This is a genomic window from Cobetia sp. 29-18-1 (assembly GCF_029846405.1).
Taxonomy (GTDB): domain Bacteria; phylum Pseudomonadota; class Gammaproteobacteria; order Pseudomonadales; family Halomonadaceae; genus Cobetia; species Cobetia amphilecti.
The window spans coordinates 84,690-103,998 of sequence record NZ_JARWKS010000010.1; the positions used below are offsets into that span (position 1 = coordinate 84,690).

Genomic DNA, 19,309 nt, shown 5'->3' on the forward strand with positions numbered 1-19,309 from the left:
CCCGCACGACTCAGATCACTTCGCTTGAGTCAGCGCCAATACCACTCTCCACGAGGACACGTTCATGCAACAGTTACATCACTTCATCAATGGTCAAACGCAACCCGGCGACAGCGGTCGTAATGCACCAGTCTACAACCCGGCCACGGGCGAGCAGTCCGCAAGTGTGTCACTGGCCAGTGCCGAGGAAACCCGCTCCGCCATTGCTGCCGCCAGCGCCGCCTTCCCCGGCTGGTCCAACACCTCAGCCCTCAAGCGCTCACGCATCCTGTTCCGCTTCAAGGCACTGCTGGAAAAGCATAGCGACGAACTCGCCACACTGATTTCGCGTGAGCACGGCAAAGTGCATTCGGATGCGCTCGGTGAGGTGACTCGCGGCATGGAAGTCGTCGAATTCGCCTGTGGCATGCCTCACCTTCAAAAAGGTGAACACTCTCTTAACGTCGGTACCGGCGTAGACAGCCACTCTCTGATGCAACCGCTAGGTGTCTGCGCAGGCATCGCCCCGTTCAACTTCCCGGCCATGGTACCGATGTGGATGTTCCCCATTGCCCTGGCAACCGGCAATACCTTCATCATGAAGCCTTCGGAGAAAGATCCCTCTGCTCCGCTGCGCATGGCAGAACTGCTGACAGAAGCCGGACTGCCGCCGGGCGTATTCAACGTCGTCAATGGGGACAAGGAAGCCGTCGATGTCCTGCTGACCGATGAGCGCGTCGAGGCCGTTTCCTTTGTCGGTTCCACCCCGATCGCCGAATACATCTATTCCACAGCTTCTGCACATGGCAAGCGTGTTCAGGCCCTGGGGGGGGCGAAGAATCATATGGTCGTGATGCCGGATGCCGATCTGGATCAGGCCGCAGACGCTCTGATGGGAGCGGCGTATGGCAGTGCTGGTGAGCGCTGCATGGCGATCTCCGTAGCAGTACCGATCGGTGAGCAAACCGCTCAGCGACTGCGTGACAAGATCCTCGAGCGGATGGCCACCCTGCGAGTTGGCCCCGGCGAAGTCGAGGGGCAAGAAAATGACATGGGACCGCTGATCTCGCGCGTGCATGCCGACAAGGTCATCGAGTTCATCGACAGCGGTGTCGAGCAAGGTGCGGAGCTGGTCGTGGATGGCCGTGACATCAAGGTTCCCGGGCACGAGAACGGCTATTTCGTGGGCGCTACCCTCTTTGATCATGTGCGCCCAGATATGCGCATCTATGCCGAAGAAATTTTCGGGCCGGTTTTGTGTCTGGTTCGCCAGGAATCACTCGACGAGGCGATTTCCCTCATCAATGCCCACGAGTATGGCAATGGCACGGCCATCTTCACTCGCGACGGTGATGCTGCCCGCCAATACACCACCCGTATTCAGGTCGGCATGGTCGGCGTAAACGTCCCCATCCCTGTGCCGATGGCATTCCATAGCTTTGGCGGCTGGAAGCGCTCACTCTTTGGTCCGCTTCACATGCACGGCCCGGATGGTGTGCGTTTCTATACCCGCATGAAGGCCGTAACGACTCGCTGGCCGGATGGACTCAGAAGCGAGCAGACAAGCCACTTCACGATGCCAACACTTTGATGTCTCCCCCTGCCATACATCTAATCCTGGCAGGGGGCACTCACTTCCTTCAACAACAATAGCGATCAATGGAGTCATTCATGAAACTAGGTGTCTGCACTTGGACTTTCGGCCCGATCTCTCTGGAAAATACCTTTGAGCGCGTCTCGCGCTTGGGGTTTGACGGTGTCGAGCTGCACGGAGACTTGGAAAGCTTTACTCCCGAGTATGTACTGGGCTTGTGCCAGAAGCACAACCTGCAAGTCTTTTCCCTGACGCCGGGTGACTGTGATCCGGCATCTCCGGATGCATCAGATCGGGAAGCCGCTGATAAGTATTACCGAGATCTTATTGATTTTGCGCATGCAATTGGCGGTGCTCGAGTATCACTCCATGGGTTGGTGGGACGCATCCGCCCCTCCGCAGGTAGCGATCATGCCACTGAATACGGCTATCTCGTTGAATTCCTCAGGCCAATCTGTGCCTATGCTGCAGAGCGGCAGGTACCTTTGGTTTTCGAAGTGCTCAACCGCTACGAATCTCACCTGATCAATACTGGGGAGCAATGCCGCCAACTGATCAAGGATGTCGGCAGCGATCAGCTGAAAGTGTTGCTGGACGCTTATCACATGAACATCGAGGAAGCCGACCCTGTGAAGGCACTGGCGCAGACCGGCCAGCAGCTCGGCCTTTACCACGTCGCAGATTCCAATCGAGGCGGAATTGGCCAAGGCCACAGCGCCCTGCAGCCACAATTCGAACAACTGGCTAAAATGGGTTATCCAGGGCCGATTATCATCGAGGCGCCAGCTATGGGCCCTGACCCCTTCACTCCTGTCAAAGAGGGCGACTACCTCACCAAGCTTGAACATCAGTTGTCACTGAGCGTTACAGCGCTCCGCGAGCAATTCGCCCCCGCTACCGCAATCTAACTTCATAGTGCCCACTATATCGGAGTCAGCCTTATGGCTGGCTCCGGTCTTGTCAGGATGGATAGGCCCGCATGGGCCAAGAACGTCAAGACGTCCATCCTCAGAACAGAACAATATCAGGACCGGCCACGCCAACCCGCCGGAACCCTGGCCAACCGCGTCTTGCACAAGCATGACGCTGGAGGACATGCATGCCAGTCACGTCAGGATCGACACATCACAAGACCGGCTCCGAACATCAGGGGCTGACCAAAGGACAACTGGGCTATCTGATTCGTATCACGCTGATTGCAACCCTAGGGGGACTGCTATTCGGGTATGACACCGGCGTCATCTCAGGTGCTATCGGTCCCATCACGGATTACTTCCAATTAGCACCAGCAGAGAAAGGTTGGGCCGTATCGTCTGTGGTTATCGGCTGTATCGGCGGCGCCATCTGTGCAGGCTGGGTCTCTATTCGATTCGGAAGGCGTATGGCCTTCCTGATTGCTGCCATCCTCTTTTTCCTGTCTGCCATTGGCTCAGCGACAGCTACGGACTTCACCGTTTACAGTATCTGGCGAGTCATCGGTGGTATGGCCGTCGGCCTGGCAAGTGTCGTCGCCCCGATGTACATATCAGAAATGTCACCAGGCCACCTGCGAGGCCGCACTGTCAGCCTTTTCCAGCAATCGATCGTCTTTGGTCAGATGGTCGTTTTCTTCGTGAATTACTTCATTGCCAAGGGCATGGCAGAGGCCTGGATCATTGAGCATGGCTGGCGCTGGATGCTGGGATCAGAAGCCTTGCCCGCCCTGTTGTTTGCCATTCTGTTGATGTTCATTCCCGAATCACCTCGCTGGTTGGTCCTCCGTGGACGACACGAGCAAGCACGCGGAGTGTTGGCCAAATTTACCCCTGCCACTCGTGTCGAGAGCACGCTGAAAGAAATTGTCTCTTCCTATCGTGACGCCACCCTGGAGAATCGCATCAGCCTCAAAGAGCGTGGCCTGCTTGGTTTAGTGGTGCTGGGCTCATTCTTGGCCTGCGCCCAGCAGCTGACAGGAATCAACGTCGTGATGTATTACGCGCCGGAAGTCCTCTCCACCGTAACTTCAAGCAGTGAAGATGCGCTGTTACAAACCTCCATCATGGGTGTGACCTTCGTGGGCGGGAATTTGCTGGGCATGCTACTCATCGATAAGGTCGGCCGCCGTCCGCTGCTGATAGCGGGAAGCATTGGCAGCATGATTGGTATGTGCGCACTAGGGCTGATCATTTCGCGCGATGCCATTGGCTACGGCGCACTACTGGCGCTTATTGTCTATGTCGTTTCCTTTGCTGTCTCTTGGGGCTGCGTATGCTGGACGCTACTGTCAGAAATCTTCCCCAATGCCATCCGCGGCCGTGCAATGGCCATCGCTCTGGCGGCTCAATGGTTCATGGGGTTTGTGGTCACCCAATCCTTCCCCATGCTACGTCAGAGTGAGTTCCTCAACTCGGCCTTCGGCACTGGCTTCAGTTTCTGGCTATATGCCGTCTTGATTTTGCTCAGCATGCTGATCGTGATGCGCTATGTGCCCGAGACCAAAGGCAAGACGCTGGAAGAATTGGAAGATATTACTGGTACACGTCTAAGTAAGCGCCGCCGGGAGCTCGCAAGCGCCAATGCCAGCAGTTGATACTCTACCCTCGCCATCGCAAGACTGACTTGTCGTAACACCTGCCCCTTGCCTGCCATCATTTTGCGATGGCTCGCAAGGGGCAAGTGTTTGAGGCCAGAAACACGCGAACACGATTCGCCTTCTCAGAAGATATCGTGCAAATGGGTTAGGCTCTCATTTCGAGACCTGTAACTCGAACCCGGACTCATCCCGAATCCCCACCCGGTTACCGTCGGGATCATGCAGATGTATGGTCCTGCCCCATGGTGTTTCTTCAATTTCGGCGTCGATACCCCAGGCTTTGACATCTGCCAATGCCTGATCGATATCCCTGACATTGAAGCGTAGCTTGGCGCTACCTTGTTCTGGTGTCTTGCCGCCTTCAATGGCTTTCCCACCCTGCTCGATCATCAGATAGCCCGCCCCATAAGACAGGCAGGTCAGCCTGAAACTGCCATCTTCCTTGCTGAACATCAGCGGCAGTTCGAAAAGACCTTGATAGAAAGCGACACACTCCTCGAACCGTTCTGTATTCAATATCAGGCCATACCGCGCGACGTTATGCTTCATCCATGTGTCCTCTGGCTGTGGCTTGGTGTCCTTTGATCATGCCATCGGTATCGGGGCAGAACGATAATGCCCGGTGCAAGACATGCTCCCGCCAGCACGTGAAGATTGCCAGCGGGAGTAGATAACGACGGCTTGATGAACAGTCCAGAGCGCTCCTGGCTTACTCAGCGGTCAGCGGCAAGCCCTGACGAGCAAGACGACGGCGACGCTTGCTGAGACGACTACCGGTGATGTTCTCGAGCTCTTCCAGGGTCTTGCCCTTGGTTTCCGGCACGTAGCGCAGCACGATCATCAAGCTGAGGAAGGTCAGGACAGCGTAGAGCCAGAAGCTGAATCCACCACCGACCAGTTCATTGAGGAAGTCGCTCTGGCGCATCATCGGGAAGGTCTGAGTGACGATGAAGCCCAGTAGCCACTGCGCCGCCACGGCCAGTGACATGGCTCGTGCGCGAATGGCATTGGGGAATATCTCGGAGACCAGTGTCCAGCAGACACACCCCCAGGAGATGGCAAACGAGACGACATAGACGATCAGGGCGATCAAGGCACTGATGCCCGGTTCGCCATTGCCGATCACGACACCCAGGAAGGTCATGCCAACAATGCTGCCCAGGCTCCCCGCAATCAACAGCGGACGACGCCCGACCTTGTCGATCAACAGCATGCCCAGCAGGTTACCGGCGACGAAGGTCACCCCCATGATGGAGGTCTGGAACAGGGCATCTTCATTGCTGGAAGTGACGGCGGACAACACATCCGGGGCGTAGTACATCACCACATTGATGCCGGTCAGTTGCTGAGCAGCAGCGATGAAGATCCCGATGGCCACCAGCCCCAGCATCCCCTTGGTACGCAGCGACGCGTGACGCTTGCTCTCATTGTGCTGGAAGGATTTCTGGATCTCGCCCAGCGTGCGTTCAATGGCGTCGCCATGATAGAAGCGCGCCAGGACTCGGCGGGCATCGTCCAGGCGCCCTTTCAGCACCAACCAACGTGGAGATTCCGGCACGAAAGGAATCAGCACCGCAAACAGAATGGAAATGATCGCTTCAGACCCCAGCATCCAGCGCCAGCCGTGATTCAGGATCCAGGTTTCCGCCATGCCCTTGGCTATGAAGTAGTTCACGAAGAACACCACCATCTGGCCAAAGACCACGGATTGCTGGAACAGACTGACGGTGCGCCCACGCATATACCCGGGTGACATCTCGGAGATATACATCGGTGCCATGACACTGGCCATGCCGACGGCAATCCCGCCGAGAATGCGCCACCAGATGTAGGCATCAAAGGTGCTCGCCAGGCCGGATCCCAGTGCTGACGCCGTGAACATCAACGCTGACAGCATAAAGACGGCCTTGCGCCCATAGGCAATGGACAGCCGTCCGGCGATGAGTGCGCCACCGATACAGCCGATGACCACAGATGAGACTGCCCAGCCCTTCTCGGCGGCGGACAGATCAAAATACTGCGCGATGGGCCCGATGGCCCCGGAGATGACGCCGGTGTCATAACCGAACAGCAGGCCACCCAGGGCGGCCACTAGAATGATCTTGATCAGGAAGACAAGCTGCGCTGGCGTCAGCTTTTCTTGATTGTCGGGTGAGGAGGAATCGGTGGATGCTGAGGGGGTAGCGGTGTCGCTACCGGGGTGTGAAGTGGGCATGACGACCTCTCGTGATCGATTGTTATAGTATTACGAGAACTGCTGAGGCAGGTGTGGCTCGAGTCCTCGTGGCATCTGACGCACCACGCTATCGAGACAAGTCATTGCGGTATCTTCCGTGCCCTGCCGTCTTCTGGCGCGATGACGACAGGGCTTCATGCGGATCAGGCTTCCGCCAGGCCCTTTTCAAGAATGCTGCGTTCAATGAATTCACGACTTTCGCGGGCATTTTCCAGCGCGCTGTTGTCCTTGGTCGGGTCCACGTCCTGCTCGACGGTGATCCAGCCTTGATAGCCGATGGATTCCAGACTCTCGCGAACCGCATCAAAGTCGACACAGCCCTGGCCCAGCGGGCAGAACACGCCCTGGCCGATGGCGGTATAGAAGTCGATGCCATCCTTAACCACGTTTTCCAGCACCGGCGCCTGAATATCCTTGAAGTGGATATAGGCGACGCGCTCGCCGTAGGTGCGAATCAGCTCGGCGGGGTCGATCCCGGCATAGGTGCAATGGCCAGTGTCGATGCACAGCTTGACCAGGTCAGAGTCCAGCTCTTTCATGGCGCGATCGACTTCATCACGATACTCGATATAGGTGCCGGCATGCGGGTGAAGCACCGGCATCACGTCATATTCCTGACAGATTTCAGCCACTTGGCGGATAGTGACCATCATCTCGTTCCATTGCTCATCATTGAGACGTGTCGCGGTTTCCTGCTGGCCAGCCTCATCGGTGCGCGGCGAGCTGACGTGATCGATGATGACCATATAGTTGCCCTGCTGCGGCTTGAGCACTTCACAGGTCGCGCGGGTGTAATCCAGGATTTCCTGACGACGTGACGCGTCATGTAGATGCTTGAAGATGGTACCGGCGATCAGCTCGAGCCCTCGGCTGTCCAACGCGGACGCCAGTGCTGCCTGCTCGGTCGGCAGATAGTTGAGCGGACCCAGCTCCGTCGCCTTGAAGCCGGCGCCGGCGATCTCATCCAGTACGGTCTGCCAGCTGGGGTTGGCGGGATTGTCGGCAAACTCGATACCCCAGGAACACGGCGCGTTGGAAAGCTTGATTTGCATGAGGATGTCCTTCTCTTTGGCGTTGTCGTTGTCTTTTGAAATAACCATCGTCAGTAGCGCATTGGCGAAGCGACCTCACAGCAACCGCCAATCCATGGCGGTGATAGCGTCAGAGTGAGGCGCTCCAGATGCCGGCAGTCAGGTCAGAACGCGACCCAGCGATTCTCGTTGTCAGACGATTCCACACAGCACTCCAGCAACCGCACACCTTCGATACCGGCGTCGATATTGGGGAACCAGAGCGACTCCAACTCCTGCTCTGACAGACCGAGATGCTGGGTACTTCTGCCATCACGGCGCGCTTCGGCGCCCTGCATGGCGAGTGCATAGCGGTGATAGACATTGGCCCAGGATTCGAAGAAGCCTTCCGCGTGGCCGCCGCCGATGCGATTGCTGTTCACGGCGCTGTCGCCTTCGGCGAGATAGCCCATGCCACGCTCGAGAATGCGGGCAGGCTCGCCCTGCACTTCCAGACGCAACTGGTTGGGATACTCATCCCACCACTCGATACTGGCCTTCTCTCCCACCACGCGAATCTTCTGCTGGTGCATGGAACCCGCGTTCACGGCGCTGGCCCAAAGCGACCCCACCGCGCCGTTCTGGTACTGGAGCAACACCTGGGCGTTGTCTTCCAGCGGCGCACGCGAGGCCACGAAACTCTGGCGGTGGCACATCAGGCGTTCGACCTTGAGTCCGGTGATGAACTGGCCGGCATAGAAGATGTGCGTCCCGAGATCCCCCAGCACATAAGTCGGCCCGGAAACGGCAGGACTGGTACGCCACTTGGCGCCGCTGCTGACCTGTTCGACCGGCTGGCTATGGAAGCCATGAGCGAATTGCATGTTGACCATGCGGATCTGCCCCAGCTCACCCGACTGCACCATGGCACGGGCCTGGTGCAGCATCTGATAGCCGCTATAGCCATACATGACACCGAAGACCAGACCGCGCGCCTGTGCTTCGGCCTTGAGCTCCTCGGCCTCGGCAACCGTGAAGGTCACCGGCTTTTCGCAGATCACATGCAGACCGGCCTTGAGCGCTGCCAGGCTGATGGCATGGTGGGTGCTGTTGGGCGTGGCGATGCTGACCGCCTGAATGCCGTCCTCGCGAGCAGCTTCGGCCTCGAACAGGCTGGCGTAATCCGGGTAGCAACGCTCTGGATCGAGTCCCAGGTTGGTGCCGAATTCACGCCCGCGTTCAGCGTCGAGATCGAAGGCACCGGCGACCAGCTGGAACAAGTTGTCACGATGGGCAGCAGCACGATGGGCGTGGCCGATTTCACTGCCACGGCCACCACCGACCATGGCCCAGCGCAGCGGTGCGATATTGTGTTCTTCATTGAACATCAGGGTTCTCCTGCAAATGCATGGGTGCTGGTAATTGGCGTTGTCATTCCAAGCGTGTTCATGAGGCCCGTTGCGGTGTGCGCCAGGCCTCACGCAGAATCAGAGCCCGCGACGCTGATGGACACGGCCGGCATTCATGGCGGTGACCTGCGCTTCATCCACGTCCTCGCGGACGACTTCGGGTAGCCCCACATCCCACCAGCAGTCACAGGAAGACCACTTGCTGGAATCGATATCCACCACGATGACGTAGGTCCGCGGGCTCTCCTTGGCGCGCTGGTAGGCGGCCCGGAAATCACTGATGTCACTCAGGTGCTCACCATAGGCACCTTGCGACTGGGCATGCTTGAGGAAGTCGACGCGTACCAGCTCATCGGCCTGGCTGCGACAATCGGCCAGCATGTTGTTGAAGGACGGATTGCCACTGTTGTTCTGCAGCTTGTTGATGACCGCAAACCCGGCGTTGTCACACACCAGCACGATCATCTTGTGGCCCGTCAGCACCGAGCTGTAGATGTCGGAATTCATCATCATGTAGGAGCCATCGCCGACCAGGACCACGACCTCGTTGTCGGGATTGGCGATCTTGGCGCCCCAGCCGCCCGCCACTTCATATCCCATGCAGGAGAAGCCGAACTCGATATCGAACTTGCCGAGCTGCTTGCTCTGCCAGTTCATGTTGAGCTCTGCCGGCAAGCCACCGGCGGCAGTCAGCACGGTATCGCCGGGTTCCTGCACCGCATTGACGCTGGCAATGACCTGGGCGTAGGACGCCATCTCGCCGGGCGTGATCTCGCCACGGTTGGCGCACAGGGATTTCCACTCGGCGACCTCAGCCTGGCCCTTTTCCAGCCAGCGCTGATCGGCTTGCCATTCACCCAACCCGGAATCAAGACGCTCCAGCGTGTGGCGAGCATCGCCGATGACCGCCATGGCGCGATGCTTGATGGCATCCATATGCGCCACGTTGACTGACACGATCTTCAGCGCTGGATTACGAAACACCGACCAGGATCCGGTGGTGAAGTCCTGCAGGCGTGTGCCAATGGCCACCAGCACATCACATTGTGCCGCCATGGCATTGGCGGAATTCGAGCCAGTCACACCAATCGGGCCGATATTGCAGGGGTGGGATTGCAGCAGCGAAGAACGGCCCGCAATCGTCTCGACCACCGGAATATTACGACGTTGTGCAAAGTCGGCCAGCAACTGATTGGCTTCGGAATAATGAACGCCACCGCCAGCGATGATCAGCGGCTTCTCCGCCTTTTCCAGCAGGGAAATGGCATCCTGTACAGCACGCGTATCGGCTTCCGGACGACGAATATGATGGATGCATTCTTCGAAGAGCGCCTCTGGATAGTCATAGGCAACGCCCTGAATATCCTGTGGCAATGAAATCATGACCGGCCCGCAATTGGCGGGATCCGTCAGCGTCGCGATCGCTGTCGGCAAGGACTGCATGATCTGTGCGGGATGAGTGATGCGATCCCAATAGCGAGTGACGGGCTTGAAGGCATCATTGACGCTCAGGCCTGGTTGATGGGCATGCTCGACCTGCTGCAGCACCGGGTCTGGCAGGCGTGAGACATGGGCATCGCCGGCGAACATCAGCAACGGAAGGCGGTTGGTGTGCGCAATACCCGCAGCCGTGATCATGTTGGTGGCACCCGGCCCGATGGAGGTGCTGGCGATCCCGATGCGCTGGCGCTTGTTGGCCTTGGCGTAGGCAACGGCGGCAACCGCCATGGACTGCTCATTCTGGCCGCGCCAGATCGGGATAGTGTCCTGGATGTTGTGCAGCTGCTGCCCCAGACAGGTCACGTTACCGTGGCCAAAGATGGCGAACCCGCAACCGAACAAGGTCTCGACACTGCCATCAAGTTCAATCTTCTGCGCCGCCAGGTATCTGGCGATGGCTTCGGAGACGGTCAATTTTATCGTTTTCATTCCTCTCTCCCGACGAGCATATGGCGTTGTTTTATTGTGTGCATTCAGGTCGAAAAATCCGCACCTGAAGCTCAGTGATGATGACGTAGGAAAATGATGGTCAGCGCTGAATTCTTCGCCGTTTGAAAAGACACTAGCAGCGCTTGAAAACGTTTTCACCTTCATTTTCAAAAAAAGTGCTTTCCTTGGATCAAAGTTCAATAAGGATGTCTTGGCATGATTGAAGCAGCCTATAAAACTGTCGCTTCGATCACCCTTATCCTATTGATCATCCCAAGGAGCACTCGATACCACTCCGGCGAAAGCCGCCATCTCGTTGCCAGTGGCGCTGGCACGAAAAGCGCTTCATGGGGAGTGATGCATGCAAAACGCAGCCTCCCAAAACGCTCTGCGAAAACGCCATGACCACTTCAGCATGGCTAGACGAGGCCACCATCCACGATATAGGTCTGGGCCGTCATCATGCGACTGTCATCCGCTGCCAGGAACAACACCATCCGAGCCACATCCTCGGGCTGTACCCGCTGGTGCAGGCTCTGATTTTCCAATACCTGCTTCTCCAGCTCGGGATTCCACCACAGCGCCTTCTGACGCTCGGTAATGATCCACCCCGGCAGCACGGTATTGACGCGAATCCCCGCATCTCCCATGTCACGCGACAAGGTGCGCGTCAGACCGATGGTGGCCGCCTTCGCGCTCGAATAGGCCGAGATGTCCCGCGAGCGACGCAGGAAGCTGGGCGAGCTGAAATTGATGATCGACCCGCCGCCCGCCGCCTGCATCCCGGCAAAGACTGCCTGACAGGCAAACACCACATGGCGAAGATTGGTGGCTTGAAGGTCATCCCATGTCTCGACATCCAGCTCCGTGAGCGGTACCCGGGTATCACGCGCGGCATTGTTGACCAGGGCCCCTATCGGCCCCCACTCATCTGCTGCAGCCTCGATGACCGTGCGCAGCTGCTGGATGTCAGTCACATCGCAATGTCGGTAATGCACCTCTCCTCCCTGATCGGTCAGACGCGCCGCCAGGGCCTCGCCTGAGGCATCATCGATATCGATGAAACTCACTCGCGCCTGCTGCTCACAGAAATGCTCTACCAAGGTCGCGCCGATGCCGCTGGCGCCGCCACTGATGAAGACATGCCGGCCTTCCAGGCTGGGATAACGTGCGAACTGATTCATTTTGCCTCTCCTCTGATAGCGTATCGCTGGCTCAGGCGAACGACTGCCACGGCCAGGTGCATTCAATAGCCTTCACAATGATTCGCGCTGCGCTCCATGTCCTTCAGTACTGCCTGTGCCCCTGCCATCAACAGACGTGTATCGGCTCCGACCGTGACCAGATCACAGCCACGCGCCAACATCCGTCGCGCATGCGCGGCACTGCCGTTGTGAATGCCGATGACGCTGCCGTGCTGCCGAGCCCGTGCGACAATCTCGTCGATCAAGATATCCATGGGGCCATCACCGTGATCGAACCCAGGTGTGTGCCCGTGTGACAACGCCAGATCCGCAGGGCCGATATAGATGCCATCCAGCCCCTCGACGGCCAGAATCTCTTCCAGGTTCGCCACGCCTTCGCTGGTCTCGATCATGCCCAGCACCAGCATCTCGTCATTGGCATGCTTCGCATAATCCGCTCCGCCATACAGCATGGCGCGATGAGGGCCGAAGCTGCGCATCCCCAGCGGGGGATAACGACAGGCGGCCACCAGTGCCCTGGCGTCATCGGCCGTATTGATCAAAGGCGCGATCACGCCATAGGCCCCCGCATCCAGCACCTTCATGATCAACCCCGGCTCCAGACTTGGCACCCGGACAAGCGGGACGGTGTCAGTGGTAGAGATGGCCGTCAGCATCGGCAGCAGATCGCTGTAATCGATCACCCCGTGCTGCATGTCGATGGTCAGGCTGTCCCAGCCCTGATGGGCCATGATCTCTGCCGAGAAGGCACACGGCATGGAGAGCCAGCCATTCACGACGCCCTCTTTTTGGGCAATGCGTTGCTTGAGGCGATTGAGGCGCATGGGGTCTCCCTCTGGAATTCATCAACGGTGGAGGTCACAAGGGACGGGGCACAAGAGCAGCCACAAGGTCAGTCACGCGTGAGGTTCACGGGTCGTGTCCAGGGAGGGTGAGCGTTCTCCATTCAGCACGTCGGGTGATGCTGGAGAGCGAGAGGCAAAGGTGGCGATGGGGACACCCGGCACCTCGACCTCCAGCGCGAAGACACTGCCAGACAAGGGGGCTGCGGCCAGTGCCTCAGGGCTCATGCCCTTGCGCAAGGTGGTCACGTAAAGCGTTGTCATATCGGCCCCGCCAAAGCACGGCATGGTCGGGCCGGGACATGGCAGGCGGACCTGGCGCGCCAGACGTCCCTGGGCATCCCAATAATTGAGGACTCCGCCAAAGACACCTGCACTCCAGTAGCCTCCCGCCATATCCATCGCCCCACCGTCGGGGCGACCGTGCAGTGCAGGCTGGGTCTCGGCAAACACTCGCGGCGTTCCCATGACACCATTTTCCGGGCAGTAGTCCGCGACATGGATCGTGTCGCGCCGCGTATCCGCAAAATGCATGCGCCGTCCATCAGCACTCCAGGCCAGTCCATTGGCGACAATGAGGCCTGACTGCAGACGATGTGTCTCGCCCGCAGGCGTGACCGAGTAGAAATGCCCCAACGGCCGGGAGCGGCTCGCTTCATCCATGGTGCCGATCACGAACTGTCCATTCGGTGCGACCTTGCCGTCATTGAAGCGCGTGCCAGCCAACGGCTCACCGGGTGGGCAGGCCAGGAACTCCAGTGCACCCGACTCGAAATCGAGCAGATGGATACCCGAACGCATGGCAACGATCAAACGCCCATCGGCACAGCGCCCGAAGGCACCCAAGGTCTCTGGCAGCACGCGACGCTCTCGCTTGCCATCACTCAGGCAGTAGCGCTCGATCGCCGGGGCATAAAGGTCCGCCCATAACAGGCTGTTGCGACTGGCATCCCAGACCGGGGATTCACCCAATTCCGCCCGGCTCTCTATCAACAGTTCGATTTCCGCCATTTCCTGGACTCCCGTCGACGATGGCTATGGCACATGCGTGGATACCCCTGCGGGCTTACACCTTCTATCTCTCTGCCCCCGATACCCTCGACCTTATCTCCCTGCTTCAGGCAGCGGCGCTCAATAGATATCGGGCTCAGGAGTACTGCCAGGGGCACCATTGGCAAAGTCGAAGTCACAGCCTTCATCCGCCTGGGTGACATGCGATTTGTAGAGAGAGGCATAGCCATGAGGGTGCCGGTCCTTGGGCGGCTGCCAATCTGCCAGTCGACGTTGGATCTCCTCCTCATCGACCATCAGGTCCAGCCGCCGATTGGGGACATCCACGGCGATGATGTCGCCGGTCTTGACGATGGCCAACGGGCCGCCGACGGCGGCTTCCGGCGCCACATGCAGAATGCAGCTCCCGTAGCTGGTGCCACTCATGCGCGAGTCGGAGATACGCAGCATGTCGCGCACGCCCTGTTTCAGCAGCTTGGCCGGAATCGGCATCATGCCCCACTCCGGCATGCCGGGGCCGCCCACCGGTCCGCCATTCTTGAGCACGATGATGCTGTCAGCCGTGACCGGGAGGTCTTCATCATCGATACGCGCCTTGAGGTCGGCGATATTCTCGAACACATAGGCAGGCCCTTGATGAACATGCAGACGAGGGTCCGCCGCGGTCGGCTTGATGATGGCCCCCTTCGGCGCCAGGCTGCCGGTCAGTACGGCAGTCCCGCCCGAGGCATTGACCGGCGTGTCCAGCGGGAGAATGACTTCCGGGCGCCAGACCTTGGCGCCTTCGATGTTGTCGCCCAGGGTGCGGCCGGTCACGGTCATCGCGGAGAGCTTCAGCTCACTGCCGATGTTCGTCATCAGCGCCGGAAGCCCTCCGGCATAGAAGAAGTCTTCCATCAGATATTCGCCGGAAGGCTTGAGGTTCAGCACCAGCGGCACACGACGCGATATCTCGTTGAAGCGCTCCATCGGCAGCGTGATTCCGAGACGACGTGCCATGGCCACGATGTGGATGATGGCGTTGGTCGAACCACCGATCGCCATGTCGACAGCAATCGCGTTATCAAAGGAGGCCTCGCTCATGACATCGGTCGGCTTGAGATCTTCCCAGACCATTTCCACCGCTCGCTTGCCGCTGGCGTAGCACATACGGTTGTGATTGGCGTCCACCGCGGGGATGCTTGAGGCCCCCGGCAGGCTCATGCCCAGCGATTCACCGATCGACATCAGCGTTGCCGCCGTGCCCATGGTCATGCAAGTGCCCGGAGAGCGGGCAATCCCATTCTCGATCTCGTTCCAGTCACTCTGACTGACGTTGCCGATACGTCGCTCATCCCAGTACTTCCAGACATCCGTACCGCTCCCCAACACCTGACCACGGTAATTGCCGCGCAGCATGGCACCAGCGGGGACATAGATGGTCGGCAGATTCATGGAGATCGCGCCCATGAGCACGCCCGGCGTGGTCTTGTCACACCCGCCCATGACCACGGCGCCATCCACGGGGTAGCTGCGCAGCAATTCCTCGACTTCCATGGCCAGCATGTTGCGATACATCATGGCGCTGGGTTTCATCAATTGCTCACCCAATGACATGGCAGGCAGTTCGACAGCAAAGCCCCCCGCTGCCGTGATACCACGCTTGATATCCTTGACCCGCTCAGGAAAGTGAGAATGGCAGGTATTGAGGTCGTTCCAGGTATTGATGATGGCGATCACCGGCTTGCCGACGAACTCCTCTCCCCAGTAACCCATCTGCTTGACGCGAGAGCGATGCCCGAAAGAGCGCAGATCATCCTGCTTGAACCAGCGATTACTGCGCAGATCGTCGACCCCTTTCCTGTTCATCCCGTACTCCTTACAACGTAATTGACCGAACAATGGCGTAGCAGAATCCGCACCGGCTGCCTCGAGGGCGGCCCGTCATTGCGTCATTCCTGAATGAAGTGACATTGGCTATCTCAATTCCACAGCCGAATCAGCGCGTCAATTGACTGTCCGCCGTGATGGGAGAGACACCCAATCGCCATTTCGTCGACTGGAGTCGAGCGCGGTGGCGGCGAACTCGACACCACGCACACCACTGCGCAGGTCGGGATACCAGCAGGCCAATGGGTGCGGCTCAGTCCCCTGCTGGCAGGCAGTGATGTCCTCATGGAGGTCGCTATACAGGGAAGAAAAGGCTTCGCGATAACCTTCGGGGTGTCCAAAGGCCACACGAGAGATGCGCGTGGAGGCTTCATGAAGTCCCGCTGCCCCTTTGGAGAGCAGCACAGGAGCGCCATCAAGACGGCGGAACAGGAGCTGATTGGGGGTTTCCTGATGCCATTCGAGCCCCCCGAGACTGCCGAAGATCCGGAAGCTCAGGCCATGCTCGGCGCCGGCAGCCGCCTGGGTAATCCACATCAGGCCGCGGGCACCATTGCCATAGCGCAACATTACGTTGGCATTATCGTGCGCTTCGCGTCCGGCCACGCTGGCCGTGACATCGGCACTCAATTCACTGGTCTCAAGCCCGGAAACATACTCGAGCATATGAAAGGCGTGGGTCGCGATATCATTGAGTATCATCGACTCCCCCGCGATGGCGGGGTCCATATGCCAGTCGTGGCCTGCCTTTTCCGCATCCGTCAGGCAGGCCAGGTGCCCCTGAACGTAGTCACACTGCAGCTGACGGATTTCACCGAGCTCGCCATTCTCGATCATGGCGCGTGCCTGACGCACCATGGGATAACCGGTATAGCCATAGGCCATGCAGAAGCGCAGCCCTGCCCGCTCGGCAATCGCTTCAAGCTCGCGAGCCTGAGCCGGATCATTGACCAGCGGCTTTTCACAGACGACATGAAAGCCCAGCTCCAGAGCCAGCTTGGCCAGGACGAAGTGACTATCGTTGGGCGTGAGAATGGCGATCACCTCAGCACCATCTTCGCGGGCAGCTTCCTCGCGTAGCAGTGATTCACCATCGCCATAACCACGTGCGATGTTGAGTTGTTCCGCCTGCTGGCGAGCACGCTCGGGATTCGATGACAGCGCACCGGCGACGACACGATACCGTCCATCCATCTGCGCCGCCGCACGATGGACCTGACCGATGAAAGACTGAACGCCTCCCCCGATCATCCCCATGCGCAGCACTTTGGGGGCCAAAGTGCTCGACCGGTGTTCCGCTGTCTGCTGTGAGCTTGAACGGTGATCGAATGAGGGCGGTGTCTGCTGAGTCATTGGGCGTCTCGGCTTCAGGCGTGGATGGCGTTATTGTTCTATCGCGTACCACAGGGGCTTTTCCTTGGCTTTGGTACGCTGCATATCAAGCAGCCTAGCGCAGCCAAACCGGCTTTGAAAATGTTTTCAAAGCCATTTAGACCAAGGGACGAGAAAGAACGAAAATCCACCGATGTGCCAACGAATCGCCAGTATTCCAGGCGGACTACCAAGAGAGTGCTGCTCCGCCACCAGAGAAGATTTCACGAGAAAACTATCAAGCGTTCTGCAGTGCGCGTGTCAGTTGACGTGACGAGTCGACCCGCGTTGCGTGATCTGACACGGCATGATGACCCGACTGGGCGCCATGCCACCTTGCTTGATGCGCGCGAACAACAACGACACCGTCTTGTTGACCATTTCCGTGAATGGCTGGCAGATCGTCGTCAGATCATAGGATTTGCTTGAGGCAAAGCGAATGTCATCCACCCCGACGATACCGATATCCTGTGGTATGCGGTGCGAGAACTCATGACGTATGGCGTCCATGCCGCCACATGCCATGATATCGTCAAAATAGAAGATGCTATCAGGAATGACCTCCGCCTCTGCGAACAACTCACAGGTAGCTTCATAACCCGCATCGTAGCTGTGGCGATGCCCTTCCCCCACGCCATGCAAGGTCAGCCCGCGCTGCTCCAGCCGCTCGATGAAGCCACGCTTTCTATCCAGCGTGGCCTGCTCCTTGGTCGACGCCCCCACATAAGCCAGCCGACGATAACCGAGATCAATGAGATGATCTGCTGCCATGCGCCCCATCTCGACATCGTCACAGGTCACCACACAGGCGCCGGAATCTTCTCCATCACGCCCGAATATGGCCACAGGCGTATTCTGCTTCGCACAGGCCTCGACCAACTCCGGCGGCACCGATGCAGAAGTGACGATCAAGGCATCGACATGATATTCCATCACCAACGAGACAGCCTCCGAGATGCTTTTCTCGGTATTCACGTTGATCAACAAGGTGTGGCAGTTATGCCGCTGAATCGCAGCAGAAAATTCGCTGAGAATCGCCAGGTAGACAGGGTTCTCGAAATTGGTCACGAGAATCCCGATCAGGCTGGATTGCGACTTGATGCCTCGTGCCAGACGATTCGGCTTGTACCCCATTCGCTCGGCTACCGCCAGGATCCGGCTACGCATCTCGGGGGAGCTGCTGCCTTCAGGATTCATTGCCCGAGAGACCGCCGCAATCGAGACGTTGGCCTCCTTGGCAACTTCAGTGATGGTGACACGCTTGGATGAGGATATGTCCTCGGACTTCTTCATGCTCACTCCCTAACGGGGCTCAATGCTCAACATCTCATCAAGGCATTCCACCCCACATTGGATAATCATTGGCCGACCATACCGCGGATCACGCAAGCATGCAGCAGGCGTATGATGAAGAATACAGCCATATCACGTTGGCTTTGACGTGTGCCACCAGGGATTCAATAGCCGCCTTTCGATAACACGACCCTGGCGACTATCTCTGGCAGCACGACGGCTCAGGACCACAGTAGAACTGACGCAACAGCCGATGCATCGGTTGCTGGAGCCTCGTCGTGGCACACCCAGACGATGACCCTGGATACGACTCGGAGGTCGCCAATCACGAAGATGTGCAAAGGGCTTTGACAGTAAATGTATTGCTATGCCCTCTATAGCCCCACCTGGCGAGGGACCAAGGAGAATATCAATGGCTTGACACGCCAGTACTTCTCCAAGGGGCAGTCTCCAAGAATGTCAGTAATACTGAGCTACGCAAGGTGCGTCGAGAAACGGAATGACCATTCTCGACAGCGCCTCGGCTATCGAATAGCCATCCCAAGTATTCTCGAGAGAATGTTCTAAACCCCTGTATACCATGCGTGCTGCTCTGATTGCTGGAGCTCAGACACAAAAAACCGATGCCTGCAAAGCGCAAGCATCGGTAACATGGAATATATATTAAAAAAGCTTTACGAATCGGACAGTTTATTCCATTCCTTTTCAGCGTCTTCTTTGTTCATGCCATAACGCTCTTGAACCTTTCCGACAAAGTGCTCCTTGCGACCCGCAATTTCGTCGACATCTTCATCTGTAAGCTCTCCCCAACCTTCGCGGACCTTACCTTTGAGTTGCTTCCACTTACCTTCGGCGATATCACTATTCATGGCAGTCTCCTAAATCAAACAGATAATGCGACAAATAAAAATCAACCAATGACCAGTCACATGCTGTGATTGAGCCTCATGGCAGGCCACGAATATAAGCTAGCACAGATATTAGGGCTC

The 19,309-nt window shown here is 58.1% G+C and carries 15 protein-coding genes; 3 read left to right on the forward strand and 12 right to left on the reverse strand.

Annotation, left to right across the window (positions count from 1 at the left end; all coding sequences use genetic code 11):
* Positions 1-64 precede the first annotated feature (64 nt).
* From QD208_RS09890 to QD208_RS09900, 3 genes are all read left to right on the forward strand, one after another.
* Complete coding sequence (locus QD208_RS09890) at positions 65-1,570, forward strand: CoA-acylating methylmalonate-semialdehyde dehydrogenase (RefSeq protein WP_192837999.1); 1,506 nt, start codon at positions 65-67, stop codon at positions 1,568-1,570.
* 80 nt (positions 1,571-1,650) lie between these two features.
* Positions 1,651-2,481, forward strand: coding sequence for a sugar phosphate isomerase/epimerase family protein (locus tag QD208_RS09895; RefSeq protein ID WP_215824250.1), 831 nt, complete (start codon positions 1,651-1,653; stop codon positions 2,479-2,481).
* 191 nt (positions 2,482-2,672) lie between these two features.
* Positions 2,673-4,142 carry a sugar porter family MFS transporter gene (locus tag QD208_RS09900; RefSeq protein WP_279836706.1) on the forward strand — a complete coding sequence of 490 codons (1,470 nt, stop codon included), beginning with the start codon at positions 2,673-2,675 and terminating at the stop codon, positions 4,140-4,142.
* Positions 4,143-4,298: 156 nt separating this feature from the next.
* Here the strand turns inward: QD208_RS09900 and QD208_RS09905 are convergent, their stop codons facing one another.
* The 12 genes from QD208_RS09905 to QD208_RS09960 all read right to left on the reverse strand — a co-directional run bounded on the left by QD208_RS09905 (position 4,299) and on the right by QD208_RS09960 (position 19,189).
* On the reverse strand, positions 4,299-4,694 hold the full coding sequence (locus QD208_RS09905; RefSeq protein WP_192837996.1) for a VOC family protein: 396 nt from the start codon (positions 4,692-4,694) through the stop codon (positions 4,299-4,301).
* A 160-nt stretch (positions 4,695-4,854) separates the two neighbouring features.
* Entirely contained in the window at positions 4,855-6,360 is a 1,506-nt protein-coding gene (locus QD208_RS09910) for a sugar porter family MFS transporter (protein WP_279836707.1), read from the reverse strand.
* Between the two features lie 164 nt (positions 6,361-6,524).
* Positions 6,525-7,433 carry a TIM barrel protein gene (locus QD208_RS09915; RefSeq protein WP_215824247.1) on the reverse strand — a complete coding sequence of 303 codons (909 nt, stop codon included), beginning with the start codon at positions 7,431-7,433 and terminating at the stop codon, positions 6,525-6,527.
* 143 nt (positions 7,434-7,576) lie between these two features.
* Positions 7,577-8,779: a Gfo/Idh/MocA family oxidoreductase gene (locus QD208_RS09920; RefSeq protein WP_054555846.1), complete on the reverse strand. Its 1,203-nt coding sequence runs from the start codon at positions 8,777-8,779 to the stop codon at positions 7,577-7,579.
* A 99-nt stretch (positions 8,780-8,878) separates the two neighbouring features.
* On the reverse strand, positions 8,879-10,729 hold the full coding sequence (iolD, locus tag QD208_RS09925; RefSeq protein WP_131431787.1) for a 3D-(3,5/4)-trihydroxycyclohexane-1,2-dione acylhydrolase (decyclizing): 1,851 nt from the start codon (positions 10,727-10,729) through the stop codon (positions 8,879-8,881).
* Positions 10,730-11,148: 419 nt separating this feature from the next.
* Positions 11,149-11,913 carry an SDR family oxidoreductase gene (locus QD208_RS09930; protein WP_192837993.1) on the reverse strand — a complete coding sequence of 255 codons (765 nt, stop codon included), beginning with the start codon at positions 11,911-11,913 and terminating at the stop codon, positions 11,149-11,151.
* Positions 11,914-11,975: 62 nt separating this feature from the next.
* A complete protein-coding gene (locus QD208_RS09935; protein WP_225347889.1) occupies positions 11,976-12,758 on the reverse strand; it encodes an aldolase/citrate lyase family protein in 783 nt (260 codons plus the stop codon).
* Between the two features lie 72 nt (positions 12,759-12,830).
* Complete coding sequence (locus tag QD208_RS09940; RefSeq protein WP_215824245.1) at positions 12,831-13,787, reverse strand: SMP-30/gluconolactonase/LRE family protein; 957 nt, start codon at positions 13,785-13,787, stop codon at positions 12,831-12,833.
* 120 nt (positions 13,788-13,907) lie between these two features.
* Entirely contained in the window at positions 13,908-15,635 is a 1,728-nt protein-coding gene (gene araD, locus QD208_RS09945) for an L-arabinonate dehydratase (RefSeq protein WP_107335098.1), read from the reverse strand.
* A 138-nt stretch (positions 15,636-15,773) separates the two neighbouring features.
* Entirely contained in the window at positions 15,774-16,913 is a 1,140-nt protein-coding gene (locus QD208_RS09950) for a Gfo/Idh/MocA family oxidoreductase (protein WP_225347887.1), read from the reverse strand.
* Between the two features lie 375 nt (positions 16,914-17,288).
* On the reverse strand, positions 17,289-18,320 hold the full coding sequence (locus tag QD208_RS09955; protein ID WP_054555839.1) for a LacI family DNA-binding transcriptional regulator: 1,032 nt from the start codon (positions 18,318-18,320) through the stop codon (positions 17,289-17,291).
* A gap of 674 nt (positions 18,321-18,994) precedes the next feature.
* Entirely contained in the window at positions 18,995-19,189 is a 195-nt protein-coding gene (locus QD208_RS09960) for a CsbD family protein (RefSeq protein ID WP_043334054.1), read from the reverse strand.
* Positions 19,190-19,309 lie beyond the last annotated feature (120 nt).